General features: G+C 53.6%; 10 protein-coding genes. 5 read left to right on the top strand and 5 right to left on the bottom strand.

Features of this window, described 5'->3' with window-relative positions:
* Positions 1-56 precede the first annotated feature (56 nt).
* On the bottom strand, positions 57-1,253 hold the full coding sequence (locus tag PsAD5_RS09875) for an iron-containing alcohol dehydrogenase (protein ID WP_063288878.1): 1,197 nt from the start codon (positions 1,251-1,253) through the stop codon (positions 57-59).
* A gap of 73 nt (positions 1,254-1,326) precedes the next feature.
* On the bottom strand, positions 1,327-2,949 hold the full coding sequence (locus PsAD5_RS09870; RefSeq protein WP_208980913.1) for a BCCT family transporter: 1,623 nt from the start codon (positions 2,947-2,949) through the stop codon (positions 1,327-1,329).
* A 164-nt stretch (positions 2,950-3,113) separates the two neighbouring features.
* Here PsAD5_RS09870 and gcvA point away from each other — a divergent pair, with 164 nt between their 5' ends.
* The gene (gcvA, locus tag PsAD5_RS09865) at positions 3,114-4,007 is read left to right on the top strand and encodes a transcriptional regulator GcvA (protein ID WP_063291986.1); all 894 of its coding nucleotides are present in this window, start codon (positions 3,114-3,116) and stop codon (positions 4,005-4,007) included.
* A gap of 313 nt (positions 4,008-4,320) precedes the next feature.
* On the top strand, positions 4,321-6,819 hold the full coding sequence (locus tag PsAD5_RS09860; protein ID WP_063291985.1) for a CoA transferase: 2,499 nt from the start codon (positions 4,321-4,323) through the stop codon (positions 6,817-6,819).
* Positions 6,820-6,948: 129 nt separating this feature from the next.
* Here PsAD5_RS09860 and PsAD5_RS09855 read toward each other — a convergent pair whose 3' ends face one another.
* From PsAD5_RS09855 to PsAD5_RS09845, 3 genes are all read right to left on the bottom strand, one after another.
* Positions 6,949-7,254 (bottom strand): hypothetical protein, encoded by a 306-nt coding sequence (locus PsAD5_RS09855; protein WP_063291984.1) that lies wholly within the window; start codon positions 7,252-7,254, stop codon positions 6,949-6,951.
* A gap of 2 nt (positions 7,255-7,256) precedes the next feature.
* On the bottom strand, positions 7,257-7,868 hold the full coding sequence (locus PsAD5_RS09850) for a cytochrome c oxidase subunit 3 (RefSeq protein ID WP_063291983.1): 612 nt from the start codon (positions 7,866-7,868) through the stop codon (positions 7,257-7,259).
* Between the two features lie 93 nt (positions 7,869-7,961).
* The gene (locus PsAD5_RS09845) at positions 7,962-8,885 is read right to left on the bottom strand and encodes a LysR family transcriptional regulator (RefSeq protein WP_063291982.1); all 924 of its coding nucleotides are present in this window, start codon (positions 8,883-8,885) and stop codon (positions 7,962-7,964) included.
* 149 nt (positions 8,886-9,034) lie between these two features.
* Here PsAD5_RS09845 and PsAD5_RS09840 point away from each other — a divergent pair, with 149 nt between their 5' ends.
* The 3 genes from PsAD5_RS09840 (at position 9,035) to PsAD5_RS09830 (ending at position 13,684) form a co-directional block, all read left to right on the top strand.
* Positions 9,035-10,045 carry a TAXI family TRAP transporter solute-binding subunit gene (locus tag PsAD5_RS09840; protein WP_063291981.1) on the top strand — a complete coding sequence of 337 codons (1,011 nt, stop codon included), beginning with the start codon at positions 9,035-9,037 and terminating at the stop codon, positions 10,043-10,045.
* 169 nt (positions 10,046-10,214) lie between these two features.
* Entirely contained in the window at positions 10,215-12,437 is a 2,223-nt protein-coding gene (locus tag PsAD5_RS09835; protein ID WP_063291980.1) for a TRAP transporter permease, read from the top strand.
* The gene (locus PsAD5_RS09830; RefSeq protein ID WP_063291979.1) at positions 12,434-13,684 is read left to right on the top strand and encodes an NAD(P)/FAD-dependent oxidoreductase; all 1,251 of its coding nucleotides are present in this window, start codon (positions 12,434-12,436) and stop codon (positions 13,682-13,684) included. The genes PsAD5_RS09835 and PsAD5_RS09830 overlap by 4 nt, the downstream gene beginning before the upstream one ends.
* Positions 13,685-13,692 lie beyond the last annotated feature (8 nt).

Genomic DNA, 13,692 nt, shown 5'->3' with positions numbered 1-13,692 from the left:
AGCCAGCTCACGGCATTGGACGTGAGCTGGCCTCTCGGGAGCGTAGGAATTTCAGTTTATTCAGCTGCAACAGACTCGCTGTCGGAGCCGCGGGCATCCCACAAGCCCTGATAGATTTCCATCATCTCAGCAATGGTTGGCGTGACCGGGTTGTTGCCCGGAGAACCTGAGGCAAGCGCCTGCTCTGCCATGGTTTCGCAGCGATCCATGAACTCCTTGCGATCAATACCGAATTCTTCTGGTGTTGGCACGGAGAGTTCATCGTTGAGCGCACGCAGCTCAATCAGGAGCTTGCGGTTGGCCATGGCATCATCATCCTGCTGGGATGCAAAACCCAATGCACGTGCAGCTTCAGCATAACGCTGTGGTGCAGCTGGAATTGAGAAGGCTGTCACATCTGGAAGAAGCATTGCGTTGGAAAGGCCATGCGGCACGTGGAAGAACGCGCCAATTGGGCGACTCATGCCGTGCACCAGAGCCACGGATGCGCTAGAGAACGCAACGCCTGCAAGGGTTGAGCCGAGCATCATCTCTTCACGTGCTTTTTCGTTGTTGCCTGTGTGGTAGACTTCACGCAGGTTCGGGCCGATCAGCTTCAGGGCAGCCAGTGCCTGACTGTCGCTGTACGGATTTGCTTTCTTGCTGACATAGGCTTCGAGCGCATGGGTCATGGCATCAATGCCGGTGTCCGCGGTGATGCGTGCTGGCAGGCTCATGGTGAGTTTGTAGTCCACCAGTGCGGCAACAGGCATGAAGCCGATGCCGACACACAGCATCTTTTCGCCGCGCTCTTCATCCGTGATGATGGTGAAACGAGTGACTTCTGTGCCGGTGCCAGCAGTTGTTGGAACCGCAATAACCGGCAGGCCCTGCTCTGTGACGTCTCGTGGGAAGCGGTAGTCGCGCATTTCCCCGCCAAACTTTGCCAGAATCGCAATGGCTTTTGCGCTGTCGATCGGGCTGCCGCCACCAAGGGCTACGATGCAGTCATAGCTGTCTTCCCGCGCCTTTTCCACACCCGGAAGGATGGAGGCGACGGTTGGTTCAGGCAAGGTATCTGCAAAAACTTCGCTTTCAATGCCCTCGGCCTTCAGGCTTTCCTGCATAGATTCGGAATATCCCAGCTGAACCATCATGGGATCTGTGACGATGAGAGGCTTTTTGCAGCCGATTTTTGCCAGAACTGCAGGCAATTGAAGGGCGGCTCCCGCACCAACTTGCATGATGCGCGGCAGAATGATCTGAGATGTCATGAGAATGAACCTTTGGTTATTGTCACCATCTGGGATGCCGGGAACATCCCAGATGGTTCGGGGTGAGAGCGCCTTACTCGGCTGGAGCTGCAGCAGGGGCTGCATTGCCAGCTGAATAAGGATGCTCTTCGTCATCTATGGTGGAGATGATTTCTGAGACCTCGAGGTGGAGTGATTTGAGCAATCCCCACGTGGTCAGGATCAGCACGAAGGAATACGGCAGAGCCGCCACGATCGAGGCTGTTTGCAAGGCTCGCAAGCCACCGGCGAACAACAGCACCGCAGACACGGCGCCAATGGAAAGGCCCCAGAAGATGCGGTAGCGGTTGGCCGGATTCTCGTCGCCCATGGACAAGATGGTGCAGATCACGAGTGTCGCGGAATCCGCAGAGGTTACAAAATACGTCACCAGCAGAACTGTACACATCGCCGCGCCGAGGATGGTGAGCGTGGAGCCCAGATCCATCAGTTCGATGGTTGTGTAAAGAGCCGAGGTGATGTCCGCATTCACCGCTTCTGTCACGCCGCCAGCGCCGAACAGTTCAAGGAACATTGCTGTGTTGCCGAAGGTGGTGATCCAGAATGTGGAGAGCAGTGTTGGTGCCAGCAATACGCCAAGCAGGAATTCTTTAACCGTACGGCCTCTGGAAATGCGCGCGATGAAGATGCCAACGAATGGCGCCCATGCGATCCACCAGCCCCAGTAGAAGATGGTCCAGCCACCCTGCCAGCTGTTGCTCGGATCAGTTTCGACCCAGAAGCCAAGCGGAATTGCGTTGGTCAGGTAGTCGCCCAGATTGGTTGCGAAAGACCCGAGAATGTAAACGGTCGGGCCAAAAATGAGGAAGAACACAAGCATCACCATGGTGAGGTGCATGTTGAATTCACTCAGGATTTTGATGCCCTTGTTCACGCCACTCAGGACGGACATGGTTGCCAGTACGGAGATAACCGCGATGATGATGATCTTGTTGGTGATGCTGACTTCAAAGCCGAACAGGTAGTTCAGGCCGGTATTCATCTGCTGGGCTCCCAACCCAAGAGATGTCGCAATACCGAAGACTGTACCGAAAACTGCAAGCAGGTCGGCTGCGTGGCCGATTGGACCGTAAATCTTATCACCAAAAATCGGATAGAGCCCTGAACGAACGGACAGCGGCAGGCCCTTACGATAGTGGAAATAAGCTAGTCCAAGACCGGAGAGTGCAAACAGTGCCCAACCATGCAAACCCCAGTGGAAAATACTGATCCGCATTGCAATTTGGGCGGCTTCTACGGAGCTTTCCTGCCCTTCTGCGATAAACGGATTACTTTGGAAGTGGTAGATCGGCTCTGCGATACTCCAGAACAGAATCCCGATACCGATGCCGGCCCCAAAGAGCATCGAGAACCAGGAAAAGAAGCTGTATTCCGGCTTTTCGTCATCTTTGCCCAAGCGAATATTGCCGTAACGGCTCATGGTCATCGCGAAAGCCAGAAACAGGAAAAAACTGACCAGACCAATATAGTACCAAGATAGATTATTTGCGATGAAACCTTTGGCTGAATTGTAAAGTGAGCCAGCAGTTTCAGGAACCATTACAGTAAATAAAACAAACGCAATGACGAGTACTGTAGACCCGACAGCCATAACAGGATTTACACCTGTAAACAGGCCCTCCCCCGTCCTTCTTTCAGTATTGCTGTTATTATACATTTGTCCCCCTCAAGCTTTATTTTTGCTGTCCTGATTGAAGGTTGAATTTTTGCCGGAGGGTTAAATTGTTATCAATCAACAAAAAAAGACCCAATGGTATAAAAATATTTATGAATAGTTTTACGTAGAGTATGAAATTCTACCCATACGAATGGGAGAAGTTAATGAAGAAGAATTTACCCCCGCTCAATTGGCTCAGGGCATTTGAAGCGTCGGCGCGTCATCTCAGCTTTACGCATGCATCAACAGAGCTCAACCTTACGCAGGCAGCGATCAGTCACCAGATCAAGGGCCTGGAGTGTCAGTTGGGATCTGTGCTGTTTAAACGATTGCCGCGTGGCCTGGAGCTGACAGATGCGGGGGCGGCGTATTTGCCGGCAGTCCACGAATCCGTGGAGCGCCTGAAGGCGGCAACGGAAGAAATCTTCGGTCAAGGGCAGAACAATCTGCTGACTGTGAAGATCAACATGGTGTTCTTCATGCGCTGGCTTGCGCCGCGTATGAAGGAGTTTCGCAAGCTGCATCCAAAGATCAACCTGCGGGTCACCTCCAACATCTGGCTGGACAACAAAGAAACCTCTGGAGACTGTGATCTGGAAGTGCGGTACGGGCGAGGCAAATGGCCGGCCGTTCAATGTGACCGACTGACACGAGACGAGCTATTTCCGGTTTGCAGTCCTTGCTATCTGGAAGAAAACGGGCCGCTTGAATCGCCTCAAGACCTTGCAAATCATAGTGTTTTGCATGTGATTGGATATCAGGAAGGCTGGGGATACTGGCTGAAGCAAACCAAGCACAGTGACGTGGAACTGCGGCAGAGCTATCAGTTTGACACGCTTGTTACTGCCTTGGAGATGGCTGCCTTGGGAGAAGGCGTTGCTTTGGGCCGAACAAGTCTTGTGGAAAATGCACTGAAGTCCGGCCAGCTGGTTGCTCCACTGGAAAATCGCGTTCCGACGGAAGAAGCGTTTTATCTGGTTTACTCCAATACGAGCCTTGAGCACCCCCATGCTGTGACCTTCAGAAACTGGCTGCTGAACGCGATACATGAAGGGTAATCTCCCTTTTTGACAGGACACTGTCCCCGCGGCTCACGCAGTATCAAACAGGTTTGGTGGAAGAAATTTCAGCTTCCACCAGTCCGGCAAAGGCAAAACCAAACAGTTCAGAATTAGACGAGCTACAAATAATTTTATGCCTGCACCGAAATTTAAATTGCTGGTTTCTACGTATGGGCCTGCCTATTGTTTTTCCAATGAAGTGAACCGTTGCTGCGAAGCATTTCACCCATAACAATCTGAAATCAAAGACATAATTATGTCTGGAATAAACTGAGAACCGTCGATGGGCGGTTTCTGAGGATGATGTTGCATGGAAAAAAGACTTCCCCTTGAAGGTGTCAGAGTTGTTGACTTCGGTCAGCAGATTGCAGGTCCAGCTGTTGCTATGATCCTTGCGGATATGGGCGCAACTGTTATTCACGTCGATCCGCCTCAAGGGCCTCAGTGGGATCACCCGGCAAATGCGATTTTAAATCGTAACAAGAAATGCATCCGGCTTGATCTGAAGTCAGAAGCTGGCCTGCAAAAGGCATTTGAGCTGATTGCAGCAGCCGATGTGGTGCTTGAGAGCTTCCGCCCTGGTAAGATGAAAGACCTTGGCGTCGATTTTGCTGCACTTCGTGCTGAACGCCCTGAGCTTGTTACGCTTTCAGTCCCAGGATTTGCCAGCAATGATGAGCTGCGCCGTGAGTGGAAAGCAACGGAAGCCATCGTCGCCGCTACATCCGGTGCGTTCACTGACATGGGCTTTAACCGCGTGCTCATGGGTCTGAACCCGAGCTTCTCTCCGCTTCCACTCGGTTCCTCTTATGCCACGACAATGGCGGCCAGTTCTGTTGTGATGGCCCTACTCGCCCGCGAAAAGACGGGCCGTGGTGATACAATTGAAGTGCCGATTGCAGCTGCTCTCATGGAAGGCCTCTCCTACAATTCAGTCGTGATTGAGGGCATGCCAGAGCGCTACATGACCATGCGCGAGCACGAAATTACCCATCGCCGCGAAAATGACATCGAGATGGATCTTTCCTATGAGGATCTGCAGGAGTACCTCGACCCGTTCTACCGGACCTATGAGTGCGCGGATGGCCGTTATTTCTACGCGGTCTGCCCGTCTCACCGCAACCACGCCCGCCGCTGCCTGCAGGCTCTCGGTATTTACGAGGAGTTGCTTGCTGAAGGTCTGCCTGAGGTAAACAACCTGCACCTGCCAATTGCAGAGTGGGACGGGGAAACGTCCATTGGTGTTTATCCGCTTCCGAAAAAGTGGGCTGATATCATTTCAGTGAAAATGAAGAAGGTATTCCTCACCAAAACCTCTGATGAATGGGGCATTATCTTTGGTGAAGGCCAGATCCCAGGTGCACCGCACCGCACCACACAGGAGTGGGTGAACAGCGAGCACTGCAACACGTCCGGTCTGATTGTCGAAGTGAACGACCCTGAATACGGCCTGATGAAACAGCCCGGCCCTGTTGTGTGGTTTGAGGAGATTGTGGACTACCTGCTCACCCCCAAAGCGCGCGAGAACGTGACCTTTGAGGAGGCTCTGGCAACTTTGAAGGCCGTTGATAGCACCGACACCTTGCCAGCTCCGACGGCTCCATCAGCCGACAAAGACGGCTGGCTTAACGACCTGCGTATTCTGGATCTGACCAATGTGATTGCTGGTCCGCATTCCACTGCATTCCTTGGACGTTTTGGCGCAGATGTGATCAAGCTAGATCCGGTCAAACCGCTTTACGATCCGCTGATTGGCACGCTGTTTACGTTCCAGACCAACATTGGCAAGAAGAGCGCGCTGGTGGACATTACAACAGGCGAAGGCCGTGAGGCTTTTGAACGTCTGGTGAAGTCCGTTGACCTTGTGGTGATCAATGCTCCTGACCGTCAGATGAAGCCACTTGGCCTTGATCATGTCAGCTTGCAGGCGATCAATCCGGGCGTTCTGTTCTGCCGTCTGGACTGTCTTGGTGGACCAAAGCCCGGACCGAAAACCAACTACATCGGTTATGATGACATCATTCAGGCCAACAGCGGCATCATGAGCCGGTTTGGCGGCGTTGATACACCGGAAGAGCATGCGCATCTGGGTACTCTGGACGTGAACTGCGGCTTTGCTGCTGGTCTTGGTATGGCGCTGTCGCTTTATCACAAGCACAAAACCGGTCAGACCTCCCGTGCACGGACCTCTCTGTCAGCGGTGACTAATCTGGCGCAGATCAAGTTTGCGTTTGATTATGAAGGCCGTGCTCCGTTTGATGAAGCATCCGGACGTGATGCCCTTGGCAACCACGCACTCTCGCACTTCTATAAAGCCTCTGATGGTTGGATCTTTATGGATGCAGAGGACCACGAGCTTATCGACCTTGCACAGGTTGACGGTTTGAGCGGTGTGGAAGAAGCAAATGATACCGCTGAGTTCCTGCGGGTTGCGTTTGAACAAGACACGGCGGAAAGCTGGTGTGAGAAGCTGAGAGCAGCGGATATTGCGGCGGCGCAGCCTCTGGGCATCGAGCATCTGCGCGACACGTACACTCGTACGGCTGATGGTGCGGTTGGCATTGATCGTGGCAGCTACGCGTTTTCCACTTATGAGGATCATCCAAGTGGGCACCGCGTGACGCTGATCGACCATTATTCCATCCGCCCAGAGGAAGCCGCTATCCGCGCCTTGCCTAGCACTGAGGCTTACGGCAATTCCACACGCGAAGTGCTTGCCGGTGTTGGATACAGCGATGAGCAGGTGGACGACATGATTGAACGGCGGATTGCTGGCACCGGTTGGGGCCGAGAGTTCCTGCCGAGCTGATTACTTAAAAACGTATATCCCATTCCCATAACAGGGACCCACACAACAGGGATATGCTTTAATGGAACCCCCTCACAGCGCTTCAGGCCTTGTGAGGGGTTTCTGTTTTTTGGTGTCTTGCTCAGGTCTTTAATGCGTAAGCGCTGCTGAGCCGTAGGTGAGCAGGGCTGCACAAATCATTGTTAAAGTGAAAATCATAGAGGTGAGCATGGAGAGCCATGCAGGGCATCTGGTCAGGCCAAGGTATCGGGTCAGGATGATCCGCGCCTTAAACAGGATTAGCGCAGCGATGATCAGCGGGCCCACATAGATAAGCAATTCGCTGCTGAACAGGCTGAGGCCGTAGCCGAGCAGTGTAAGCGCGACCAGAACCACCCAGGCTTTGAGCAGATCGTTCATCTGGATGCTCTTAGAGGTCGTTTTGTTGGTGTCCATGATTATAGCCCCTGCCCCATGAGATAGAAAATGGGGAAAATGATCACCCAGATCAGATCAACCATATGCCAGAAGGCTGTGCCCGATTCCATGTTGTCCTCGGTGGGCCACAGGGCGATGATGCCGAGTATGATCAGGCCAAAGATCACGTGGGCCAAATGGAACCCAGTGACCAGATAGTAAAGCGTATAGAATGTGTTGGTCTCAACATTGAGGCCAAGGGCAAGCTTTTCCTTGTACTCGAAAATCTTGAGCGCGATGAACACGACGCCGAGACTTCCTGCCCCCAGCAATGCCAATCTTGTCTTCACAATCTCTTTGATTTTGGCAAAGCGCACCGCGATGGCAGCAAACAAGCCTGAGGTGAGCAGGATGATTGTGTTTAACGTGGCAAGAGGCACATTGAGGTGCGTGCGTGCCTCACGGTAGATCTCAGGATTGAGCAGCTCATTGCCGGCGAAGGCCCACAGCGCTCCGCCAAACACGAGGATTTCGCTGACGATCAGGATCCACATCATGGGATCACCGGGCAGATTTTCCAGTGCCCAGGGAGAGACAGGCTGGTGATAGACCCGTTCTGCAGTCTCGTTTTCTTTCTGGCAAACCTCGTCCATTACGCCCTTCCAGCCGATATGAGTGTTTGATGGCAAAGTAGATCGGTTTGCCTGCGTGGTCCTTGTTGGAGCGCTAACTGTAGCTGCTCTTTGCTATCTGATTGACTGATTGATGGTTTGTTCCACCCAGTTTTGCCAGGAGGAGACGAATGAGCTTGCCAATCGGGACAGTGGTCGCTGGTGCGGCACGAGGATGGAGTAGCCGAAGGGCACTGTCGGTTCGAAGGGCAGGAACACGATTTTGGAGGCATCCCCGCGGCTGCGCTGATAGCTGACCGCACTCAAAGCATCGACAACTGCGCAGATCTGCCCGGCTTCGACAAAATGGAACAGCGGCAGGAAGTATTGAGTATCGATGCGGATATCAAAATGCGCATCACTGGATTGGAACGCGGTTTTGGTGGCCTCAAAGGTGGAGTGACTGGGCTGGAGCACACCCATGGGCACACCGTCCAGATCCTTCGCGTGGATCACCTTCTTGTTTGCCAGTGCTGATGTTTTCGGGACAGCGCACAGGCAGGTGCATGGGATTGTAGTGTTGTGAGACAGGACATCCTGCTCCGTGCCTACAGCTGCATCACAAAAGCCGATATCGAAACTTTGTGCGGCGATCAGGTTGAGGATTTGCGGTGAGCTGCGGGTTGCCAGAGTGACCTTCACCTGCGGTTTGTCCTCGATGAAGTTGCTGATGAACTCGGGCAGCAGATAGGAGGATGGACCGGGCATGGCAACGATACTCAACGAGCCTTGCACCTGATCGCGCATGTTGCTGAGGTTCTGCTCAACCATCTTCACGCGGTCCAGAATGCTAGACGCCTCCGAGAGCAAATAATGGGCTTCCGGGACAGGAATCAGTCGGCGACCCTCGCGCAAGAAAAGCGGCATTCCCAAATCATCTTCCAGCGCTTTGAGCGATGCGCTTACGGCGGGCTGGGTGCGATGAAGGTTTCGCGCAGCGTGGCTGACCGAGCCGGTTTTCATTATCTCGCGGAAAACCGCCAGTTGCTGCAGATTCATAGCCACCTCAATACATAAACAAAATCTATCATAACCATAATATTTCGAATTTGCTTTTATGAATAAGGCTAACCACCATGAGGCCAATAATTATAAATACCTATCACCTTGAATTGGGCTTATCTGAATTTATTAGAGGGGGGATACTCATGGGATTATTCAGTAAATGCGCCGGGATTGCGCTTGCTTGCACGATGATCAGTGGTGCAGCGGTTGCGCAGGACATCAAATTTTTCCGCATTGGTACGGGAGGTGCTGGCGGAACCTACTTCCCGATTGGCGGGATCATTGCCAACGCAATTTCCAACCCACCAGGCTCTCGTCCGTGTGATCAGGGCGGCAACTGCGGTGTTCCAAATCTGGTGGCGATCGCGCAGTCAACCAACGCGTCTGCGCATAATGTGAACGCTATTCAGGCGGGCCAGATGGAAGCAGGTCTGACAGGTGCTGCGACACTTCATTTTGCCTATCACGGTTCTGGCAAGTATGAGGGCAACGCCAAACCAGACCTTCGTGTGATTGCAAACCTTTACCCTGAGGACTTGCATCTTGTACTGCCAAAGGGTGGTGAACTGGACAACCTTGCGGACCTGAAAGGCAAACGGGTTGGCATTGCGCAGGCAGGTTCTGGAACGCAGATTGCTGTTGAGCTCATTCTCGGTGATCACGGCGTCAACCGTGACAATATTGATGAGGCAGAGCTCAACAACTCTCAAAGCGCGGAGCGGACAGCTGATGGTCAGCTGGATGCTTACTTTTATGCTGCGGGAACCCCGGTTGCTGCCATGATCCAGTTGGATAACACCAAGGGCATGGATCTTTATTCCTTCACTGAAGCAGAAGTTGCTCAGGCGAACAAGACTGTTCCCTACTACATTCCTTCCACCATCCCTGCTGGCACTTATCCGGGCGTGACGCATGACACCAACACGGTGGCAGTGAGCGGCATGTTTGTGACCAATGCTAATATTGATGAGGAACTGGTCTACGAGATCACCAAGGCGCTTTGGTCTAAGACCGCCCGTAAACTACTGGATAACGGACATCCGAAAGGCAAGGTCATCACCATGAAGAGTGCGCTTGACGGCATTGATGGCATTGGCGTGCCGCTGCACCCGGGTGCTGAGCGTTACTACAAAGAAGTTGGTCTGCTCGATTAATCACAGTCTGACTTAAAACGGCAGCGGGAGTGTTCTTCCGCTGCCTTCTGTCGCCACCGGTGGTTCAGCCTTGCCGCATGCTTTTGTTTGCGCAGCTGTTGGTGTTGAGAAGTGATCGTCCAACACGCTCCTACCACCGCATGACGCACCCCAGACCCGGGAGGGTTCCATGCCCCTACAATCGCACCTTGATAACAAGGCTCTGGAAGAGCTGGAGAAAAAGTATGACTCCGCTCTCCATACCCGTGACAACGGGCCAATCCTGACAAAAGTGGTTTATTGGGCGACCATTGCCTATGCGCTCTATCACTTCTGGACCGCCGGATTTGGAACGCCGGTTGATTATGTTCACATGGGCATCCATCTGGCCGGGTTGTATTTCTTCATTTTTCTGGCGTTTCCCTTTCTCAAATCTGATCGTGCTTTGGCCAATACGCCCGGTAAGTTCCTGAGCTTTGGCAATGTGCCGCTCTTTGACTGGGTGATCATGATACTGGCGATGATGGGATCGCTGTATCTGTGGTTTAGCTGGCGCGGATTTGACCTTTTTGGCATTCAGGTTTCTGAGCAGGCTTTGCGACAAGGCAACCCAGCCGGACCGGATATCTTCTTCGGCACTATCATCATTTTAACAGTGCTGGAGATAGCGCGCCGGACCATTGGTATCGTGCTGCCGCTGATCATTGTGGTCTTCATCGGTTATGCGCTTTTGGGGCCATATATTCCAATCCAGATCCTGAAGCATCCGGGCGTGGACTGGCGGCAGTTCGTCAACAACATGTACTTCCCGTTTGAAGGCATTTTTGGCGTTACGCTCTGGGTCGTTTCAACTGTTGTGTTTCATTTCGTGCTGTTTGGTGTTGTGGCGCAGCGCATGGGGCTTGGGCAGTTCTTCGTTGATAATGCGATGATCCTAGCCGGACGTTATACGGGCGGACCTGCGAAGGTTTCCGTTGTCTCCTCCGCTTTCTTCGGCACTATCTCCGGCTCTTCCATCGCCAACACAGTCTCCACCGGTTCACTGACCATTCCCAACATGAAGAAGCTTGGGTATCCGGGGCACTTTGCAGGCGGTGTTGAAGCGGCGGCCAGTGCGGGCGGACAGATAACTCCGCCGATCATGGGGGCTGCGAGCTTCCTGATGGCCGAATATCTGGAAGTGCCTTACACCACCATCGTGATTGCAGCGATTGTGCCTGCTCTGATGCACTATATCGGCGTCATGTCCATCGTGCACTTCACTGCAAAACGCCTTGGGCTGGAAGCCTACCCTAAGGACCAGATCCCGCAGTTTGTGCAGGTCTGGCGTGAGGGCTGGTTTACGGTACTGCCGCTGATCGGGCTGCTCGTGGTGCTGTTCTCTGGCTACTCGCCCAACATGGCTGCGTTTATTGGCATTTCGCTTTGTGTTGTTGTTGGCTTTTGTGCCATCGATAAGCCGCTGTCTCTGGCTGTGTCACTTGCCTTGCTGGGTTTCATTTTCTGGAAGGCATCGCCCTACTCCGGTGAAGGGTTCTCGCCAACGATGGCCGGGGTACTTGGCGCGCTGACCTTGCTGGGCTGTTTGCATCGCAATGAACGCCAAAGCTTTAAAGACCTGTTCGACAGCTGCCATGTGGGCGTGCAGTACGCACTGGCCGTGGGCGCAGCCTCTGCTGCTGTTGGCATCGTGGTGGGTGTGATCAACACCACCGGTGTTGGCTTCCGTCTTGGCTTTATGGTCACCAACGGCGCTGCGGATATGGCGGCGTCATTAGCTCCGCTGCTTGACTGGACCTCTTTGGAAGTGTTTGGGCAAGCCTCCATTCAGCAGTTCCTGTCTCTGGTTCTGATCGCTATTGCCTGTATTTTGATGGGTGCTGGTCTACCAACAACAGCGCTTTACATCATGCTTGTTGCGGTGGCTCAACCGGCTCTGGCTCAACTGGGCGTGCCCGCTTTGGCAACGCATATGTTCGTGCTTTATTATGGTGTTATCTCCGAGATTACACCGCCGGTTTGCGCCTCAGCCTACGCTGCGGCTGGTATTGCAGGGGCGAACCCGTTCAGGACTGGTGTGAGTGCCTTTACCTTGGGGCTTGGCAAACTCATGGTGCCGATGGTGTTCGTCTATGCGCCAACCATGCTGATTGTTTTGCCGGAGTACTTCACTCTCGTCTCGTTCTTGCAGGTCACGCTGACCTGTGCGCTGGGTGTGTTTGCTATTGCAACAGCCGTTTCCGGTTACTTCATGGCTCCGCTCAACGGTCTGTGGCGTGTGCTGATGGCTATTGGCGGATTGATGCTGGTTGCTCCAAGTCTGGGGTCTGATCTGGCTGCAATTCTCATCATCGCGCCTGTCTTGTTCCAGCAGGTTTCCAGCCAACGCAACTTGCAGGCGGCGACACAATGACAGAAGCTGTAGTACCTGACGTCACTGTGCTTGGTGCGGGGTTGGTTGGCATTTGCTGTGCTTTGTCTCTGGCCGAAAAAGGCTTGCGCGTGCACATGGTTGACCGGGATGCTCCCGGTCAGGCCACCTCTGCTGGCAATGCGGGGATTATCTCGCCGTGGTCTGTGGTGCCACAGTCCATGCCGGGGCTTTGGAAGAAGGTGCCCGGCTGGCTGATGGATCCGCAAGGTCCGGTGACGATCAAGCCCAGTTACCTGCCTCGCGTGGCTACATGGGGCCTGCGTTTTCTCTATGGGGGACGACAGGAGCGCATTCAGCCGATTGGCGATGCCATGCATGCCCTCAATCATGACTGCATTGAGCTTTACCGTCATCACCTTACCGGCACAGGGCACGACAATCTGCTGCAAGACAGCTGGTATGTACATGCATTTCGGGATGCCTCCCAGATTGATCTGGATGGACCGGATTATGCCATGCGCCGCGCTGTGGGGGCTGAGATTGAGGAGATTGGTGCTGCGGCCTTACAAGATTTGGAACCTGCTCTAACTCATGAGTTTGAGGCCGCCGTTCTCATCAAGGGACAGGCCCGGGCTGTCTCTCCCGGTAAAATCGGTAAAGTGCTTGCCGACAAGCTACGCCAGATGGGCGGAACCATTGAGCAAGCCGAGGTGCACTCCATCACACCAAGAGACGGCGGCGGCTGGAGATATGTGACGGAGACAGGCGAGCATTTTGCACCGAAACTGGTGCTTTCCATGGGCGTCTGGTCTGCCAAACTGCTGAAACCACTTGGGGTCAAGGTGCCGATGGAGGCTGAGCGTGGCTACCACGTGTCCTTCAGCAATCCCGGTGTTGCCCTCACGCATTCCATCATGGATATGGACATGAAGTTTGTCGCCTCCACCATGGAGAGCGCCATTCGGGTTGCCGGAACGGCTGAGTTTGCCGGGCTTGATGCACCGATCAACCAAAAACGGCTGGATGGTTTGGTGGGGCTTGCCAGCAAGCTGCTGCCAGATTTGCGGATGGATGACATCAGCACATGGTCCGGACAACGTCCCAGCTTGCCCGACAGTTTGCCTTGCATTGGCGAAATTGACGGATTTCCGGATTTGATTGGCGCGTTTGGCCACAGTCATTACGGCCTGATGATGGCCCCAAAAACTGGAAGATTGGTTGCCGATCTGGTGACCGGCACCACCCCCAACATCAATATGACCCCTTATTACGTGACACGGTACTAAAGGATTTC

Source organism: Pseudovibrio sp. Ad5 (genome assembly GCF_001623095.1).
Lineage (GTDB): Bacteria > Pseudomonadota > Alphaproteobacteria > Rhizobiales > Stappiaceae > Pseudovibrio.
This window is presented reverse-complemented; position numbering and strand designations above follow the sequence as displayed.